16 protein-coding genes and 1 pseudogene are annotated in these 17,037 nt (G+C 71.9%); 6 read left to right on the forward strand and 11 right to left on the reverse strand.

Annotation, left to right across the window (positions count from 1 at the left end):
• Positions 1 to 59 precede the first annotated feature (59 nt).
• From EES43_RS13255 to lxmA, 4 genes are all read right to left on the reverse strand, one after another.
• Positions 60 to 1,310: a hypothetical protein gene (locus EES43_RS13255; RefSeq protein ID WP_124268918.1), complete on the reverse strand. Its 1,251-nt coding sequence runs from the start codon at positions 1,308 to 1,310 to the stop codon at positions 60 to 62.
• Positions 1,307 to 2,419 (reverse strand): serine/threonine-protein kinase, encoded by a 1,113-nt coding sequence (locus EES43_RS13260; RefSeq protein WP_241192411.1) that lies wholly within the window; start codon positions 2,417 to 2,419, stop codon positions 1,307 to 1,309. The genes EES43_RS13255 and EES43_RS13260 overlap by 4 nt, the downstream gene beginning before the upstream one ends.
• Positions 2,416 to 3,024, reverse strand: a complete 609-nt coding sequence (lxmD, locus tag EES43_RS13265) for a peptide terminal cysteine decarboxylase LxmD (protein ID WP_277426057.1) — start codon at positions 3,022 to 3,024, stop codon at positions 2,416 to 2,418. The genes EES43_RS13260 and lxmD overlap by 4 nt, the downstream gene beginning before the upstream one ends.
• A 98-nt stretch (positions 3,025 to 3,122) precedes the next feature.
• A complete protein-coding gene (gene lxmA / locus EES43_RS13270; protein ID WP_124268919.1) occupies positions 3,123 to 3,338 on the reverse strand; it encodes a lexapeptide family class V lantibiotic in 216 nt (71 codons plus the stop codon).
• A 176-nt stretch (positions 3,339 to 3,514) separates the two neighbouring features.
• Here lxmA and EES43_RS13275 point away from each other — a divergent pair, with 176 nt between their 5' ends.
• Together EES43_RS13275 and EES43_RS13280 are read left to right on the forward strand one after the other, a co-directional pair.
• Complete coding sequence (locus EES43_RS13275; protein WP_124268920.1) at positions 3,515 to 5,263, forward strand: ABC transporter ATP-binding protein; 1,749 nt, start codon at positions 3,515 to 3,517, stop codon at positions 5,261 to 5,263.
• A 160-nt stretch (positions 5,264 to 5,423) separates the two neighbouring features.
• On the forward strand, positions 5,424 to 5,948 hold the full coding sequence (locus EES43_RS13280) for a hypothetical protein (RefSeq protein ID WP_124268921.1): 525 nt from the start codon (positions 5,424 to 5,426) through the stop codon (positions 5,946 to 5,948).
• A gap of 120 nt (positions 5,949 to 6,068) precedes the next feature.
• On the opposite strand, the gene EES43_RS13285 is transcribed toward EES43_RS13280, so the two are convergent.
• Positions 6,069 to 6,305: a helix-turn-helix domain-containing protein gene (locus EES43_RS13285; RefSeq protein WP_241192641.1), complete on the reverse strand. Its 237-nt coding sequence runs from the start codon at positions 6,303 to 6,305 to the stop codon at positions 6,069 to 6,071.
• Between the two features lie 221 nt (positions 6,306 to 6,526).
• Here EES43_RS13285 and EES43_RS13290 point away from each other — a divergent pair, with 221 nt between their 5' ends.
• The gene (locus EES43_RS13290) at positions 6,527 to 7,519 is read left to right on the forward strand and encodes a helix-turn-helix domain-containing protein (RefSeq protein WP_124268923.1); all 993 of its coding nucleotides are present in this window, start codon (positions 6,527 to 6,529) and stop codon (positions 7,517 to 7,519) included.
• 128 nt (positions 7,520 to 7,647) lie between these two features.
• Here EES43_RS13290 and EES43_RS13295 read toward each other — a convergent pair whose 3' ends face one another.
• The 6 genes from EES43_RS13295 to dnaK form a co-directional block, all read right to left on the reverse strand.
• A complete protein-coding gene (locus EES43_RS13295) occupies positions 7,648 to 8,016 on the reverse strand; it encodes a hypothetical protein (protein WP_206430046.1) in 369 nt (122 codons plus the stop codon).
• Positions 7,995 to 8,336, reverse strand: coding sequence for a hypothetical protein (locus EES43_RS13300; protein ID WP_124268924.1), 342 nt, complete (start codon positions 8,334 to 8,336; stop codon positions 7,995 to 7,997). The genes EES43_RS13295 and EES43_RS13300 overlap by 22 nt, the downstream gene beginning before the upstream one ends.
• A 283-nt stretch (positions 8,337 to 8,619) precedes the next feature.
• Complete coding sequence (locus EES43_RS13305; RefSeq protein WP_124268925.1) at positions 8,620 to 9,072, reverse strand: heat shock protein transcriptional repressor HspR; 453 nt, start codon at positions 9,070 to 9,072, stop codon at positions 8,620 to 8,622.
• Position 9,073: 1 nt separating this feature from the next.
• Positions 9,074 to 10,261: a molecular chaperone DnaJ gene (dnaJ, locus tag EES43_RS13310; protein WP_124268926.1), complete on the reverse strand. Its 1,188-nt coding sequence runs from the start codon at positions 10,259 to 10,261 to the stop codon at positions 9,074 to 9,076.
• Between the two features lie 93 nt (positions 10,262 to 10,354).
• The gene (gene grpE / locus EES43_RS13315; RefSeq protein WP_124268927.1) at positions 10,355 to 11,005 is read right to left on the reverse strand and encodes a nucleotide exchange factor GrpE; all 651 of its coding nucleotides are present in this window, start codon (positions 11,003 to 11,005) and stop codon (positions 10,355 to 10,357) included.
• Positions 11,002 to 12,855 (reverse strand): molecular chaperone DnaK, encoded by a 1,854-nt coding sequence (dnaK, locus tag EES43_RS13320; RefSeq protein WP_124268928.1) that lies wholly within the window; start codon positions 12,853 to 12,855, stop codon positions 11,002 to 11,004. Before dnaK ends, grpE begins: the two co-directional genes overlap by 4 nt.
• Positions 12,856 to 13,372: 517 nt before the next feature.
• Here dnaK and EES43_RS13325 point away from each other — a divergent pair.
• The 3 genes and pseudogenes from EES43_RS13325 to EES43_RS13335 form a co-directional block, all read left to right on the forward strand.
• Positions 13,373 to 13,972, forward strand: a complete 600-nt coding sequence (locus EES43_RS13325; RefSeq protein ID WP_241192642.1) for a sugar transferase — start codon at positions 13,373 to 13,375, stop codon at positions 13,970 to 13,972.
• Between the two features lie 99 nt (positions 13,973 to 14,071).
• Complete coding sequence (locus EES43_RS13330) at positions 14,072 to 16,339, forward strand: (Fe-S)-binding protein (protein ID WP_124268930.1); 2,268 nt, start codon at positions 14,072 to 14,074, stop codon at positions 16,337 to 16,339.
• 428 nt (positions 16,340 to 16,767) lie between these two features.
• A pseudogene (locus EES43_RS13335) lies at positions 16,768 to 16,905 on the forward strand (VCBS repeat-containing protein); the annotation flags it as partial.
• Positions 16,906 to 17,037: the final 132 nt, after the last annotated feature.

Genomic DNA, 17,037 nt, shown 5'->3' on the forward strand with positions numbered 1-17,037 from the left:
GTTCGGGGCGGGGGACGGCGGGGCGGGGTTCGGGGTGCGGGACGGGGTGCGGGTGCGGGTCATCGGGGGCTCCCGGGGCGGGGTTCGGGCGAGGTGAGGCGGAGGGTGGCGACGGCCCCGGCCGGGTTCAGCAGCAGCGTCCGCCCGATCCCGGCGGCGGCGCGCGCCACGGGGCTGAGGACGGCGTGCGCCTGTGCGGTGGCGATGAGCCGGTCGAACAGGTGCCACCCGGCGAACCCCACGGCCCGCTCGGCGAGTTCGGGGTCGGGCGTGCGGCACGAGGTGTAGCCCGCCCAGAAGGCCGCGATCCGGGGGGTGTGGCGGCGCAGTCCGGCGGCCCCGCGCTCCACGATCTCCTGGTGGGTGAGGTCGAAGCCGAGCGCGACGGTGTCCTGGGCGGCGGTGGCCTCGCCGGTCGGCGCGAAGACGGAGTAGGCGGCCTGGAAGAGCCATTCGCCGACGAACGCGCCGACGTCGCGGGCCGGGTCGGCGCGTCTGAACTCCTCCCAGTCGCAGAGGTGGAGCGTCGTGCCGTGCACGATGAACTGGTCGAAGCGCAGGTCGCAGTGGGCGGGCGTGCGCGGTGCCGTACGCTCCCGCTCCCGCAGCCCGTGGAGCGCGGCCACGACCTCCACATCGTCCTGCACCAGTCTCCACGCGGCGATCTGGGCCATGCTGCGGTCCCGGACCTCGCTCCACGGGAAGGCGCGGAGCCAGCCCATCGGGGGCAGCGGGGCCTCCGCCGTGTCGATGGCGGGCGCGGTCAGGGCGGTCGGCGTGTCCAGGGCGTGCGTGTCCAGGGCGTGCGTGTCCAGAGCGTGCGTGTCCAGAGCGTGCGTGTCCAGAGCGGTCGGCGTGTCCAGGGCGTGCAGGGTGGCGACGGCGCGACCCGCCGCCGCGCACAGCCCGTCGTCGAAGTCGCCGTCGAGCGCGACCTCGGAGCCCGAACGGGCTCCGGGCAGCAGCCGGAACGCGCTCACGGCGGCGGCCCGGTCGGTGCCGAGGTGTTCGGGCGTACGGAGCGGGGAGCCGGCCGGGAGCCGGGCCGCCGCCGCCTCGAAGGCGAGGGCCCGGTCGATCTCGGGCCGGCTGCCGTCCGGCGCACGGGCGACCGTCTTGACGAAGACCTGCTGGCCGCCGGTGGTCGTGCCGGCCCAGTTGTCGTTACGGCCGCCGAAGGCGGTCAGCCCGTCCGGGACGAACGGGCCGAGTCCCAGCCGCTCCAGCAGCGCGTTCACCTCGGGGGCCGCGTCGAGTCCGGTGGGGCGGAATCTGATCAGCGCGGGCGTTTCGTTCGTCGTGGTCGTCATGACACTCCCCGGGGGACCGCTCGGCGGCCCTCCTCATCGATCAACTCGGCGGTGAACGCGAGGTAGTCGAGCAATTCGTCGCTCCACTCGCAGTAGGTGGCGAAGTCCTGCATGTGCGTGACGACCCGGATCACGGCGCAGCGTCCGACGGCCGCCGGGTCGTACGCGGGGCCGGAGGCGGACGCCGCGCCCGGGTCGCCGTACGCGCGGAGGAACACCGCCTGGAGGGCGGCGGCCGACGGCAGCCCGGCGCTCCGGGGGTCCGCCCTCCCGGCGTCCGGCCCGTCGCCGGTGCCGGACCTGCGGCCCTGTCCGCCCCCGTAGAGCGGTGAGGACCAGGCCAGTTCGACGAGATCGCCCAGCATCCAGCCGAGGTCCAGTTCCCGGCGTCCCACGCCGAGGTCCTCACCGGTCAGCAGCGCCACCCGCCCCCTGGTGCGGGGCGGCACGAGCGCCCCGGCCGAGGCCCAGCCGTGCAGCGGCGCGACGACGTCCCCGGGGCCCGCGGGCCTCAGCGCGTCGTGCGCCCAGTCGAGCAGCAGCGCCGTCCGCGCACGGCCCCACACCTCCCGCGCCCGCTGCCGCAGCCGGACCGCCGCCGGAGCCGACGGCCCCGTCCCCGCGGCCCAGGCCCGCATCCGCCGCACGCCCGGCAGGTCGACGGGCTCCAGATCGGGCGGCAGCGGTACGTCGTGCAGGAGGCGCAGGGCGCGGCCGGCGGCGACCAGTGCGTGGGCGACCAGTCGGCCCGCCTGCGGCCGGGGGTCGCGCAGCCAGGCGGCGGCCGAGGCGGACCCGGCGGCGCGGTGGAGCAGCCCGTCGCCGTACGGCGTCCCGGTGGACAGCAGGGCCGCCCCGGACGCCGCCGCCGGGGCGGGCACGCGGGCGAGCAGTCGCCCGGGGGCGCGCAGGGGGCCGGTGCGGCCGGGGCCCGGACCGTGCCACCACAGGAAGCCGCCGCCCGGCTCGTGGTGGACGCGGGTGAGCTGGAGACCGGTGCCGTGGGCCGCGACGAGCGGGAACGACTCCCCCAACGCCTCCTCTGCGCCCGGCTGTCGCGAGGCACAGGGACCGGCCGGGAAGCGACCGGCGGCGAGCGCTTCGCTCATGACGCCCGCTCCCCGCCGGCGGACCTGCGGCGCTCGACGCACAGGTCGTACAACTCGTTCAGCGGGGCCGAGCCGCCGTCCGCCACCTCGCCCGTACTCGCGCTCCGCGCCGGGATCGTCGGCGCGAGCACCACACCGGGACGCTCCCGCAGCGCCGCCAGGTGCCGCTGGACGACCGGGTTCGCCGGCGCACCCGGCGGCAGGGACGGAGCCACGCCCACCAGGGCGCGCGTGGAGTGCAGCGCGAGCATCAACGGGGTGTCGGCGACGCCGAGCGCGAAACGGCTCACGAAATTCAGGGTGGCGGGATGGACGAGTATCAGGTCCGCCCATTCCGCAAGGCTCACATGAGGGACGTCGACGCCGGAGAATTCCTTCCAGTCGTCGACGAAGACCTCTTTCCCGGACAGCACGGCCACCGCGTCCCGCGAGACGAATCGGCAGGCGGAACGCGTCAGCGCGTACCGCTGCTCCATGCCGGGAAAGGAGTTCCCGAGCCAGTTGATCCAGAACGGCAGGAAGGCGACGCCCAGCGCTCCCGTCCCCACGACGAGGACACGCTCGAAGTCTCCGTGCCGTTCCTCCACGACGTGCTGTTCCTCCACGACGCCTCCTGTGCGCGCTCGGGTCGAGGCCAAAGGCCGGGTCCGGCCGGAGCGCGCACTCCGGCCGGACCCCGCGGCTCACAGCGAAGGGAGCCTGGTCAGCACTTGTTCTCGACAGTCTTCGCGGCGAGCGAGCCGAGGGCGGCGGCGCACTGCTGCGAGGAACGCGCGGTGATGATCGTGGCGCGGATGGCCCACGGGATGGTGGGGCTGAACGCCGGCGCGGCCTCCTTGCCGTCGTGCAGGCCCAGCTCCTCCGCCGAGGTGTAGGCGGTGTAGCCGTCGAACAGGTCCTTCTCCGTGACGTTCTGCATGCGAGATGTCTCCATGTTTGGAAAGGAATTGACGCCCAGTCATCTTGTCGATGCCCGGTGTCCGTTGCGGACGGTTGGAATACTGGCCCAGCCCGTCCGATCCGCGCCATTGGCTCTTGCGGCATTGCCTCAAAAGACAGTTCCCCGCGTACGGAGGAGGGGATAGAAATACGAGGGTGAACACACCTGACGCAGAACAGCCTCCGGCAGAGCGGCCCGCACTGCGTGCGCTGCTCTCGTACGCGCGACCGCACCGCGGCGTCCTCGGACTCGTCCTGGTCCTGACGCTGATGGGCAGCGCCGCGGGCCTCGCCCAGCCGCTGGTCATCCAGTCGGTCCTGGCGAAGCTCATGACGGGCGAGAGCCTGCGCGAGGACATCCTGCTGCTGCTCTGCCTGCTGCTCGCGTCGATCGGGCTGACCTGGGTGCAGGCCTGGCTCGGCGAACGCACCGCGGAACGGGTCGTGCTGCATGTGCGGCGCGGGCTGATAGCTCGTCTCATACGCTTGCGTACCTCCGAGTTGGACCGCACCGAGCCCGGCGGACTCACCACCCGTGTCACCTCCGACAGCACGCTCGTGCAGCATGCCGCGACCGGTGGACTCATCCAGCTCGTCGACGGCGGAATCCACTTGATCGCCACCATCGTGCTGATGGGCATCGTGAGCCTGCCGCTCCTCGGCATCACCTCCGCCGTCCTGGTCGTCGTCGGCATCGCGCTGGGAGTGGTCATGCCGCGCGTCAAGCGGGTCACCACCGAGGCGCAGACCTCCGTCGGCAAGATCGGCGCCGCGCTCGACCGCTCGCTCGGCGCCGTCCGTACGGTCAAGGCCAACGGCGGCGAGGCGAAGGAGACCGCACGGGCGACGCAAGCGGCCGAGCGCGCCTACCGGGCCGGCCTCAAGGGCGCGCGCTACCAGGCGCTGATCGCCGTGCTCGCCGGGCTGATCGTCCAGGCGTCGTTCCTGGCCGTCATCGGCTTCGGCGGCGCGCTGGTCGCCATGGGCAGCCTCGAACTGGCCGCGCTGATCGGCTTCCTGCTCTACCTGTTCAACCTGGGCGGCCCGGTCCTCTCCCTCGTCGGCGGCACCACCGCCCTCCAGCAGGGACTCGGGGCCCTGGAGCGCATCGAGGAGGTGCGGTCGATGGAGGCCGAGGACGACGTGGACGGCACTCCGCCGGAGCCGTCCGGGCCGCCGCCCAGCGTCACCGTGGAGGACGTGACCTTCGCCTACCGGGGCCGCACACCGGTCCTGACCGGTACCGCGTTCACCGCGCCCGCCGGCCGGGTCACCGCGCTCGTCGGGCCGTCCGGCTCCGGCAAGACCACCGTCTTCTCGCTGATCCAGCGCTTCTACGACAGCGACGGCGGGCGCATCCTGCTGGACGGCACCGACATCCGCGAGCTGAACCGCGCCGAGCTGCGCCGCCGCATCGCCTACGTCGAGCAGGACTCGCCGATGCTCGCGGGCACCCTCCGGGAGAACCTGCTGTACTCCGCGCCGGACGCGAGCGACGAGGCGATCGCGGACGTGCTGCGCCGGACGCTGCTCGACGGCTTCGTCGCCTCGCTCCCGGACGGGCTGGACACCGCCGTCGGCTCACGCGGCCTCGCCCTGTCCGGTGGTGAACGCCAACGCCTCGCCATCGCAAGGGCGTTGCTCCGCAAACCGCAGGTACTGCTGCTCGACGAAGTCACCGCGCACCTCGACGGGCTCAGCGAGATGGCCCTGCGCCGCACGGTGGAGGAGGCCGCTCGGGAGTGCACGGTGCTGCTCATCGCGCACCGGCTCTCCACCGTCACCTCCGCCGACCAGTTGGTCCTGTTCGAGGGCGGCCGGGTCAGCGACCACGGCCGGCACGAGGACCTGCTGGACCGGAGCACCCTCTACCAGGACCTCACGGCCACCCAGTTGACCGGCTGACCATCCATCAGGACGCCCGAACGTCCGGACGCCCGGTCGGCACCGGCCGGCCCTCCCGCCGAACGCGACCACCCCGCTGCCGCACCCTGCGAGAATCCCAGTGCGTCAGTCCTGACCGAACTGAACACCCCCGGCACGACCGAAGGATTCAAGGATCCAGATGACCGACATCACGCCCCTGCCCGCCGCCACCGAGGACGACCACTACGGGGAGATCGCCGTGGAACTCCTCGGCGACCAGCGCGAGACGCTCGTCGTCAGCGGCGAACGGATTCCCACCATCACCCTGGTCCGCGCACCCGGGGCCGAGGTCGACGACCACATCGTCATCGGCACCCGCGACCCGCAGCACCTCACCCTCACGGTGGACGGGGACGCCGCCACGATCACCCCGGCCAAGGGCAAGCTCCGACGCCAGAGTTACCGGGTCGACGTGACGTACGCGGGCACGTCCTACCGTCTGGTGCCCGACTCCATCCCGACCAGCCGGCTGACCCGCGACGGGAAGCACCTCGGGGACTTCTCCTCCGACGGCGACCGGCGGGTGATAGCCGAGTGGCAGGAGGGCGTATCCGTCGAGCCGCTGGACGCGGCGATCGGCTACGCGCTGTCCGCGGCGTTCGGGACCGGCGGCCAGCCGATGTGGATGATGGCGGTCGACGCGGTCAGCGCGGCCCTGCCGTAACGGCTCCCGCCCACCGGGGCGTACGCGTGAGCACCGCAGCGCGAGAAGTCCCCTGCGGAAGTACCGCTTCCCGCAGGGGACTTGGGCTCCCGCCCGGATCGGGCGGCCGGGCGGGAGAGGTCAGGGACGCAGGCCCCTGATGTCCTCCGCGTACAGGTGCGAGACGATCGCCGCCTCGAACCGCGACTTCAGGTTCAGTTTCCGCACGATGCTGGTCGTGTGCGCGCGGACCGTGCGTTCCGCGATCCCCAGTCTTCTCGCCAGCCAGCGGTTCTGTTCGCCGCTCGCCAGCAGTACCAGAACCTCCAACTCACGCTCCGTGAGCATGGCGAAATCCAGTACGGGTCGTTCGGTCATCGATATCACAGCGGTTTCCTCCATCTGATCGTCCTCCGTCCCCCGTCCCGGGCCCCGTCACGCGGCCGGCCGGGACTCAGGGCTGTCCCGTTACGGGACAGCCCTTACCTGCTGCTTTACCTTTGGATTACCCTCTCCTTCATCAGTTCGACGGTCGCGCCGCATCTGACCCATGCCCGTGCGCCGTCGGTTGTCGGTGCGGCACGCGGGGGGCGGCAGCAGTGAATGGCGGGATTCTGTCCATACTCGGTCTCGATGGCACGGAGGAGCGCGTCTACCGGCACTTCCTGCGCAACCCCGGGACCAGTACCGAGGACATCGACGTCCTCCTGCACAGCCCGCGCGACGACGTCGAGAGGGCGCTCGACCGGCTCGGCGAGCTCAGCCTCCTGCGGAGCGGCGACGGCGGCGGCGTCTCGGCGGCCGATCCGGAGACGGCCGTCGACCGGCTCACCGAGATGCGGCTGCGCGAACTCCACGAACAGCTCCGCCAGGTCACCGGGTCCCGGCGCCTCGTCGCCGAGCTGACCGCCGAACGGCAGGCCGGGCCGCTCGCCTCGCAGGGCGTGGAACGGCTCGAAGTCCTCCGGCAGATCCGCGACCGGATCGACGACCTGGCCTTCTTCGCCCGGCAGGAGATCCTCTCCGTCGAGCCGTACACCGCCCTCACCCCCGAGAACATCGCGCACGCCCGCCCGCTGGACACCCGGTGCCTGCGCCGGGGCGTGCAGATCCGCAGCGTGGTGCTGCGAGAAGCCCTCGACCACCCGCCCACCGTGGCCTATCTGCGCGAACTCACCGCGCAGGGAGCCTCGATACGGGCGGCGGACAGCCTCTCCGAACGCATCCTGGTGTACGACCGCAGGACGGCCCTGGTGCCCGTCGACCCCTCGGACACCTCGCGCGGCGCGCTGGTCACCCAGCAGGCCGGGCTGGTCTCCAACATCCTGGCCCTCTTCGAGAAGATCTGGACCGAGTCCACGGACCTCTCCGCCCTCATCGACACCCACCCCGCCCCCACGGACGTGCTCTCGGAGATGGAGCAGCGCGTCCTGGAGGAGATGTGCCGCGTCGCGAAGGACGAGACCGGAGCCCGCAACCTGGACATCTCGGTACGGACGTACCGCCGCCATGTCGCCGACGTCCTGCGCATCCTGGGCGCGGCGAGCCGCCCCCACGCGGCGCTGCTGGCGCACGAGAAGGGCTGGATCTGAGACGCCCGACCGGGCCGACGCGCGTGAGCGCCGGTCGGCGTCCGCCGGCGCTCGTCCACCTCCGCAGGCACTCGTCCGCCCCGGCGGGCGTCCGCTTGCCTCCCGGACCCCGGTGCCCCGAAGCCCGCTCAGGGCTCCGCCGGTTCGCCCCCGGCCCCGTCCTCGGCCCCGTCTCCGGCCCCGGCCCCGGTCCCGGCGGCGCGGTCACCCGGCGGCGGACGGTCGGCCGGCTCCGGGGTCTCCAGCGCCCAGCCCTCCAGCGCCCGGTCCCGCAGGACCGCGCCGCAGCGACCGCGCACCTCGGGCCCGTCGCCGCCGCGCACCCGCAGGGTGATGCGGTCCTCCTCGATGCGCTGCCCGCAGACCCAGTGCGCGGGCAGCATCCCGATGAGCCGCAGGACCGCGATCCCGGCGGGCGCGGCGGTCACGGCGGCCCGGACCACCGCGACCTCGACCGCGTCGGCCGCCGGGTCCTCTACTGCCAGCCGTTGACGCACCGCACCTTGCCCATGAACGGTTCCAGCGGGTTCGGCAGCCGTACGCCGCACAGGAACCGGGCGACCGACGCGGACACGTCCGAGACCGCCTCCGGGTCCGGCCCCGGCCGCGCCTGCCCCGCCGGCCCCTCCGAGAGCGCCCCGGTGCCGGAACCGGTGCCGGAGCCAGTGCCCGAACCGGTACGGGCCGGCGCGTCCGCGCCCGCCTCCGCCACCGCCCGCGTACCGGCCTGGGCCGGCACGGCCCCGACTCCGACGACCAGCCCCACGACCAGCCCCCCGGCCCCGACCATCCTCCTGGTGAACGCGCAGACGCCCATGTCTTCCTCCCCGTACGTCGCTTGCGTCGCCGGCTTCCCTCGCCGACGCCCATCAGCTTGCCAGCGGCACATGCGCGGCCGGTGGTGCGGCGCTGTCAACTTGCTGCACCTTTCCGGCCACTTGGTGCCACCGCCGCACCGTCCGGGCCAGGCACGCGAACGGCCGGAAGCCTGCGCACGAACACGGCCGGAACCGGGTACGCGAACGGCCGGGCCGGAAGAGATCCCGCTCTTCCGGCCCGGCCGTTCGTGCGTCGCGCGTCCCGCCTGCTCCGCGTCCCGCCTACTCCGCGGGCCGCTTCGGCTTGGGCCGCCAGACCACCAGCGCGCTGGTCTGCTGCACGTCCTGATAGGGCACCAGGTCGCGCCGGTAGGAGGCGTGCACCTGGGCCTCGCGCTGCTGCATCGCGACCGCCGCGCCGTCCACCGCCGCCGACAGCTCGGCGACGCGCTGCTGGAGGGCGGCTACCTGGTTCTCCAGCTCGATGATCCGCTTGATGCCCGCCAGGTTGATGCCCTCGTCCTGCGACAGCTGCTGCACGGTGCGCAGCAGCTCGATGTCGCGGGCCGAGTACCGCCGGCCGCGCCCGGCCGTACGGTCGGGGGAGACCAGGCCGAGACGGTCGTACTGGCGCAGTGTCTGCGGGTGCAGGCCCGAGAGCTGGGCCGCGATCGAGATGACGTAGACCGGCGATTCATCGGTCAGCTGGTACGGATTGCGTCGACGGCCGTCCATCTCAAGCTCCCTTCGCAGCCTGGAACAGTTCCGCCCGCGGGTCCTCGTCCGCGGTCGCCTTCCGGAAGGTCTCCAGCGCGTCCTTGGCCTCCTGGCCGAGGTCGGTCGGGACCGCGACCTCCACGGTGACCAGGAGGTCGCCGCGGGTGCCGTCCTTGCGCACCGCGCCCTTGCCCCGGGCCCGCATCGTACGGCCGTTGGGGGTGCCCGGGGGCAGTTTCAGCGTGACGGCGGGACCGCCGAGGGTGGGCACCTTCACCTCGCCGCCGAGCGTGGCCTCCGGGAAGGTGACCGGCACGGTGACGGTGAGGTTGTCGCCTCTGCGGCCGAAGACCGGGTGGGAGCCGACGTGGACGACGACGTAGAGGTCGCCGGCCGGGCCGCCGCGCTCGCCCGGACCGCCCTTGCCGCGCAGCCGGATCCGCTGGGCGTCGGAGACGCCCGCCGGGATCCTGACCTGCATCGTGCGGGCCGACTTCGCCCGGCCGCTGCCCTTGCACACCTCGCACGGGTCCTGGGCGATGAGGCCCCGGCCCTTGCAGTCGACGCACGGGTCGGTGAGCGAGAAGCCGCCGCCGCTGCCGCGCGAGACCTGGCCGGTGCCGACGCAGGTCGGGCAGACCCGGGGGGTGCCGTTCTTGTCGCCGGTGCCGGAGCACGCCTTGCAGGGCGCCTGGCTGGACATCCGCAGCGGGACCGTGGCCCCGTCGACCGCCTCGGTGAAGCTGAGCGTCACCTCGGACTCGATGTCCTGGCCGCGCCGCGGCTGCACCCGGGTGCCCGCGCCGCCGCGGTTGAACAGGCCGCCGAAGACGTCGCCGAGACCGCCTCCGCCGCCGAACCCGCCGCCCTGGCCACCGGGCTGACCGCCCCCGGCGCCGCCGAAGAGGTCGCCCAGGTCGAAGTTGAAGTTGCCGCCCGCACCACCGGGACCGGCGCGGAAGCCGCCGTTGCCGAACAGGGCGCGCGCCTCGTCGTACTCCTTGCGCCGCTTGGCGTCGCCGAGGACGTCGTTCGCCTCGGAGATCTCCTTGAAGCGCTCCTCCGCCTTGGCGTCGCCCTTGTTGGCGTCGGGGTGGAACTCCCGGGCGAGCTTGCGGTACGCCTTCTTGATCTCGGCGTCGGTGGCGTCCTTCGGAACGCCGAGGACCTTGTAGTAGTCCTTCTCGACGAAGTCCTTCGTGCTCATCGACGTCCCTCCTTCCGGACGATCGGCCGAGCGGCCGGCCCGTGGGCCGGCCGCCGGGCCGGTCGGTGCGCACCGCGGTGGTCAGACGTGATGTCAGACCTCCTCGGTGCCACCGCTCTCCTCGTCGTCTGCCTGCTCTTCCTTGGCCGCGGCGGGCGTGGCGCCCGGCTGCGGCTCGGCGACGGCCACCCGCGCGGGGCGGATGGTGCGCTCGCCGATGCGATACCCCGGCTGAAGGATCGCCACGCAGGTCGTCTCGGTGACGTCCGGCGCGTAGCTGTGCATCAGGGCCTCGTGGATCGTCGGGTCGAAGGGCTCGCCCTCCTTGCCGAACTGCTGGAGGCCCAGCTTCGCGACGATCGTCTCCATGGATTCGGCCACCGACTTGAAGCCGCCGACCAGCTCCCCGTGCTCCCGGGCGCGGCCGACGTCGTCGAGCACCGGCAGCAGCTCGGACAGGAGGTTCGCGACGGCGACCTCCTTGACCGTGACCCGGTCGCGCTCCACGCGGCGGCGGTAGTTCTGGTACTCGGCCTGGAGCCGCTGGAGGTCCGCGGTGCGCTCGTTGAGCGCGGTGCGCGCCTGGTCCAGCTGGGCCGTCAGGCCGACGGTCGGATCGGTGTCCCCGGCCGGGGCCGCCGCCTCCTCCTCGGAGGGAGCGGCAGCCTTCGGTTCGGCGTCATCAGGGGTGGCGCCGGAGGGGACGTCGGGCTTCTCCTCGAAGCCCGGAGTCTCCTCGGTCACGCCGCACCGCCCTTGGTGTCCTTCTCGTCGTCCACGATCTCGGCGTCGACGACGTCGTCATCGGCCTTGGCCTGGCCGTCGCCAGGGGCCTCGGCGCCCGGGGTCGCACCCTCGGCCTGGGCGTTGGCGTACATCGCCTGGCCCAGCTTCTGGGAGACGGCCGCGACCTTCTCGGTGGCGGTGCGGATCTCGGCGGTGTCCTCGCCCTTGAGCTTCTCCTTCAGCTCGCCGACGGCGGTCTCCACCTCCGTCTTCACGTCACCGGGGACCTTGTCCTCGTTGTCCTTGAGGAACTTCTCCGTCTGGTAGACGAGCTGCTCGCCCTGGTTGCGCGACTCGGCGGCCTCGCGGCGGGCGTGGTCCTCCTCGGCGTACTTCTCGGCCTCTTCGCGCATCCGGTTGACCTCGTCCTTCGGCAGCGAGGAGCCGCCGGTGACGGTCATCTTCTGCTCCTTGCCGGTGCCGAGGTCCTTGGCGGCGACGTGCATGATGCCGTTGGCGTCGATGTCGAACGCGACCTCGATCTGCGGCACGCCGCGCGGGGCCGGCGGCAGACCGGTCAGCTCGAACATCCCGAGCTTCTTGTTGTACGCCGCGATCTCGCGCTCGCCCTGGTAGACCTGGATCTGGACGGACGGCTGGTTGTCCTCGGCCGTCGTGAAGATCTCGGAGCGCTTGGTCGGGATCGTGGTGTTGCGCTCGATGAGCTTCGTCATGATCCCTCCCTTGGTCTCGATGCCGAGGGAGAGCGGCGTGACGTCGAGCAGCAGGACGTCCTTGACCTCGCCCTTGAGGACACCGGCCTGGAGCGAGGCGCCGATGGCGACGACCTCGTCCGGGTTCACGCCCTTGTTGGCGTCCTGGCCGCCGGTCAGCTCCTTGACGAGCTCGGCGACGGCCGGCATGCGGGTGGAGCCGCCGACGAGAACGACGTGGTCGATCTCGGAGAGCTGGATGCCCGCGTCCTTGATGACGTTGTGGAACGGGGTCTTGCAGCGGTCCAGGAGGTCCGCGGTCAGCTGCTGGAACTGCGAGCGCGTGAGCTTCTCGTCCAGGTGCAGCGGGCCCTCGGCGGACGCCGTGATGTAGGGCAGGTTGATCGTGGTCTCGGTCGAGGACGAGAGCTCGATCTTCGCCTTCTCCGCGGCTTCGCGGAGACGCTGGAGAGCCATCTTGTCCTTGGACAGGTCCACGCCGTGCCCGTTGGCGAACTGCTTCACCAGGTAGTCGACGACGCGCTGGTCCCAGTCGTCGCCACCGAGGTGGTTGTCGCCGTTGGTGGCCTTCACCTCGACGACGCCGTCGCCGATCTCCAGGAGCGACACGTCGAAGGTGCCGCCGCCGAGGTCGAAGACGAGGATCGTCTGGTCGTCCTTGTCGAGCCCGTACGCCAGGGCGGCGGCCGTCGGCTCGTTGACGATGCGCAGGACGTTCAGGCCCGCGATCTCGCCGGCCTCCTTGGTCGCCTGGCGCTCGGAGTCGTTGAAGTACGCCGGGACGGTGATGACCGCGTCGGTCACCTTCTCGCCCAGGTAGGACTCGGCGTCGCGCTTCAGCTTCTGCAGGATGAAGGCGCTCATCTGCTGCGGGTTGAAGCTCTTGCCGTCCAGGTCGATCTTCCAGTCGGTGCCCATGTGGCGCTTGACCGACCGGATGGTCCTGTCGACGTTGGTGACCGCCTGGCGCTTGGCGACCTCGCCGACGAGCACCTCGCCGTTCTTGGCGAAGGCGACGACGGACGGCGTGGTCCTGGCGCCTTCGGCGTTGGTGATGACGGTGGGCTCGCCGCCTTCGAGAACGCTGACGACGGAGTTAGTCGTGCCCAGGTCGATGCCGACCGCACGTGCCATTTCGATTCCTCCAACTGACTACTTGAGTGGATCTGACTCAAGAATGCACGACACCCGCCCCAGAGTCAACAGACCTGAGTCGGGCACGCTCAACTTAAGTGCTCAGCCCTTACGCCACCGGGAACTCTCCCGGCCGACCGGCACCAGCGGGCGCGCACCCCGCCACGCGCGACACCTCCGCACAACCCCCCGTCCCACCATCCCACCGTGGGATTGTTCTGTCACAAAATGCCGCGAGACGGTCATTACCACCGTCGATCGGCGCACCATCGGACCTCGGACCCGGGCGGGCGCGATGCACGACGCGAGGCAGGACGCGGCACAGAGCACGGCCCACGGCGTGGCGCGGGGCAGGACGCGGGGCGCGACGCGCCGCGCGGGGCCCGCGGCGTACGGACGACCCCGCGCGCCGCACTCCGGGCCGCGCCGCCCGCACCGCCCTCGCCGCCCGTACACCGCGCCGACCGCGACGAGCTCGGCCGGCTTCCCGTCCCGGCCCACGGCCCGCCTCGCCGACCTGGCGGACCGCGCGACGCGTCCCGTACAGCGCCTCACCGCACACCTGACCGTCAAACGGACGCTGGACCTCTTTCTCGGAACCGCCCTGCTCGCCCTCGCCGCCCCCGCGCTCGCCGTCGGCCTGGCGGCCCTCGCGGCCCGCCGGCTCCCGGGCGGCGCATGGGACCGCGGCCCCCGCGCCGGCCTGCACGGACACGTCTTCGAGCTGCGCTCCCTGCGCACCCGGCGCCTCCGCCTCGACCTGCTCTCCCGGCTCCCCCACGTCCTGCGCGGCGAGCTGTCCCTGGTCGGCCCGGCCCCGCTGGCACCGGGCGATCCACGGGCGGCGGGCCCCGGCTCCCGGCAGTGGCGGCAGGAGCTGCGCCCCGGACTGACCGGCCTGGCGCAGGTCCGCGCCCGTTCCGGCATGCCGTGGGACGACCCCGCCCTGCTGGACCGGCACTACGCGGAGGACCATGGAGTGGTCCTCGACCTGGTCATCCTGGCCGAGGCGGTACGCAATCCGCTGCGGGCGGCGCTGGGAAGGGCCACCCGCCGCACCAAGGCACACCTGAGCGACACAGATCACCGCTTGCCCGGCTACAGCGTCACGGAATAAGTGGATAGTGTCAGCACAGACCAATTAAGTTACTGCTTAGTAGATCTGGGCAGTAGTACTGGATCGATCCCACCCTCGCAGGCCCGAGGAGCCCCCAACATGCAACTCGCAGCGATCATCGTGTCGCTGGTGCTGACCGCGGTCGGCGTTGCGCTCGTCGCCCGAGCCGTCGCGCAGATCTACCGGTTCGTCCGCCTCGGACAGCCGGTCCCCGCAGGCACCCGCACCGACGACCCCAAGCAGCGCACGATCACCCTCGCCAAGGAGTTCATCGGCCACACCCGGATGAACCGGTGGGGGATCGTCGGCGTGGCGCACTGGTTCGTCGCCGTCGGCTTCCTGACCCTGGGCCTCACCATCGTCCAGGCGTACGGGCAGCTGTTCAAGGCCGACTGGGTCCTGCCGCTCATCGGCACGTGGCTGCCGTACGAGCTGTACATCGAGTTCATCGCCCTCGGGACGACGGTGGGCATCCTCGTCCTCATCGTGATCCGCCAGCTGAACCTGCCCTCCCGGGCCGGCCGCAAGTCCCGCTTCACGGGTTCGAAGATGGGCCAGGCGTACTTCGTCGAGGCCGTCATCCTCGTCATCGGCCTGGCGATCATGACCTTGCGCGGCCTGGAGGGCGCGCTGCACCACGTCGACGGCTACGAGGCCGCGTACTTCGCCTCGTACCCGCTGGTCGCCGCGTTCCAGGGGCTGGACGTCGACACGCTCCAGAACCTCGTCTACCTCACCGCCATGATCAAGCTCGGCACCACCATGGCCTGGGCGATCACGGTGGGCCTGAACACCAACATGGGCGTCGCCTGGCACCGCTTCCTGGGCTTCCCGAACATCTGGTTCAAGCGCAACGCGGACGGCGACGTCGCGCTCGGCGCGCTCCAGCCGATGACCTCGGGCGGCAAGGAGATCGACTTCGAGGAGCCGGGCGACGACGACGTCTTCGGCGTCTCCCAGGTCGAGCAGTTCTCCTGGAAGGGCATCCTCGACTTCTCCACCTGCACCGAGTGCGGTCGCTGCCAGTCGCAGTGCCCCGCCTGGAACACCGGCAAGCCGCTCTCGCCGAAGCTCCTGATCATGTCGCTGCGCGACCACGCGCACGCCAAGGCCCCGTACCTGCTGGCCGGCGGCGGCAAGGACATGGAGGGCAACGAGAAGGCCACCGAGGAGCAGCTGAAGGACGTACCGGCGGCGGCCCTCGCCGAGGCCGAGCGCCCGCTGATCGGCACCGCCGAGGAGAACGGCGTCATCGACCCGGACGTGCTGTGGTCGTGCACCACCTGCGGTGCGTGCGTCGAGCAGTGCCCGGTCGACATCGAACACATCGACCACATCGTCGACATGCGCCGCTACCAGGTCATGATCGAGTCCGCCTTCCCGTCCGAGGCGGGCACGATGCTCAAGAACCTGGAGAAGAAGGGCAACCCCTGGGGGCTCGCCAAGAAGCAGCGCGTGGAGTGGACCAAGGAGGTCGACTTCGAGGTCCCGATCGTCGGCAAGGACGTCGAGGACCTCACCGAGGTCGACTACCTCTACTGGGTCGGCTGCGCCGGCGCGCTGGAGGACCGGGCGAAGAAGACCACCAAGGCGTTCGCCGAACTGCTGCACATCGCGGGCGTCAAGTTCGCGATCATGGGCGGCGACGAGAAGTGCACCGGTGACTCCGCCCGCCGCCTGGGCAACGAGCCGCTGTTCCAGCAGCTCGGCCAGGAGAACGTCGCGATGCTGAACATGGCGTACGGCGAGGACGACGAGGACGCCTCGACGAAGAAGCCCACGTCGTCGAAGAAGATCGTCGCGACCTGCCCGCACTGCTTCAACACCATCGCCAACGAGTACCCGCAGCTCGGCGGCGAGTACGAGGTCATCCACCACACGCAGTTGCTCCAGCACCTCATCGACGAGGGCCGGCTCATCCCCGTCACTCCGGTCGAGGGCCTGATCACGTACCACGACCCGTGCTACCTGGGCCGCCACAACAAGATCTACACCCCGCCGCGCGAGATCATCGCGAAGGTCCCCGGACTGCGGAACGAGGAGATGCACCGCCACAAGGAGCGCGGCTTCTGCTGCGGCGCGGGCGGCGCGCGGATGTGGATGGAGGAGCGGATCGGCAAGCGCGTCAACAACGAGCGCGTCGACGAGGCCCTCGCCCTCAACCCGGACATCGTCTCCACCGCCTGCCCGTTCTGCCTCGTCATGCTGACCGACTCGGTCAACGGCAAGAAGAACGACGGCCAGGCCAAGGAGTCCATCCAGGTCGTCGACGTCTCCCAGCTCCTGCTCGACTCCGTGAAGACCCCCGCCGACCCGGCGGGCGACCCGGAACAGGTGGACGCACCGGAGCCGGAACCGGCGACGTGACGACCACCCGCAGCACGACGTAACGACCACCCGCACCACCAGGAGCGGCCGGACCCGCCTCGGAGGCAGGACCGGCCGCTCCGGCGTGTCCGGGCGGCCGGGCGTCACCCCCGTACCGGCGGACCGGCGGTGCGACGACCACCGCACAACGGCCGGACCGTGTACGCCGCGGGCGCGGGTGCAGCGTCATGTGCCCGGACGCCGGGGCCACCGGACGACGACAACGGACGAGGACCCGTGCGCGGAGTCAGCGGAGCCGGCAGAGCCGGGACACGCCCCGGGGCGACCGCCCCCACCAGGACCGCGGCGGCCGTGGCGGCGGGCTGCGCCTGCCTGCTGATCGCGCTCACCGCCTGCGACGGCCTCTCGTCCGGCGCGGGCGGCGGCAAGAACGGCGACACCCCGCCGCGCTCCCCCGCCGCCGCACGAACTACGACGGCGACGGGAGGACGGACACGGTGGTGCGGACGTACCGCGGCGAGCGCCGGGACCTGGTCGCGCTCTACCCGGCCGGGAGCACGGACCGCCCCGCGCTCACCTTCTCCACATCGCTCTTCCTCCCCTGAACTCCCGCCCCGCCCCGCGCCCGGCAGGCCCCGGGGGCGGGGTCCTGGTCCGCGTCCTGGTCCGCGTCCCGGGGATGTCACAGCTCGGCCCCAATGGACACGGGTTCGCCACGGCCCCGCCCGGCGCCGGGG

The organism is Streptomyces sp. ADI96-02, assembly GCF_003846185.1.
Lineage (GTDB): Bacteria > Actinomycetota > Actinomycetes > Streptomycetales > Streptomycetaceae > Streptomyces.

Bases quoted from the DNA above. Each gene is read 5' to 3' on its own strand.
- EES43_RS13330 (WP_124268930.1), top strand. From the start codon at position 14,072: ATGCAACTCGCAGCGATCATCGTGTCGCTGGTGCTGACCGCGGTCGGC.
- EES43_RS13285 (WP_241192641.1), bottom strand. From the start codon at position 6,305: ATGACCGAACGACCCGTACTGGATTTCGCCATGCTCACGGAGCGTGAG.
- EES43_RS13255 (WP_124268918.1), bottom strand. From the start codon at position 1,310: ATGACGACCACGACGAACGAAACGCCCGCGCTGATCAGATTCCGCCCC.
- EES43_RS13280 (WP_124268921.1), top strand. From the start codon at position 5,424: ATGACCGACATCACGCCCCTGCCCGCCGCCACCGAGGACGACCACTAC.
- dnaJ (WP_124268926.1), bottom strand. From the start codon at position 10,261: ATGAGCACGAAGGACTTCGTCGAGAAGGACTACTACAAGGTCCTCGGC.
- EES43_RS13300 (WP_124268924.1), bottom strand. From the start codon at position 8,336: ATGGGCGTCTGCGCGTTCACCAGGAGGATGGTCGGGGCCGGGGGGCTG.
- dnaK (WP_124268928.1), bottom strand. From the start codon at position 12,855: ATGGCACGTGCGGTCGGCATCGACCTGGGCACGACTAACTCCGTCGTC.
- EES43_RS13305 (WP_124268925.1), bottom strand. From the start codon at position 9,072: ATGGACGGCCGTCGACGCAATCCGTACCAGCTGACCGATGAATCGCCG.
- lxmA (WP_124268919.1), bottom strand. From the start codon at position 3,338: ATGCAGAACGTCACGGAGAAGGACCTGTTCGACGGCTACACCGCCTAC.
- EES43_RS13260 (WP_241192411.1), bottom strand. From the start codon at position 2,419: ATGAGCGAAGCGCTCGCCGCCGGTCGCTTCCCGGCCGGTCCCTGTGCC.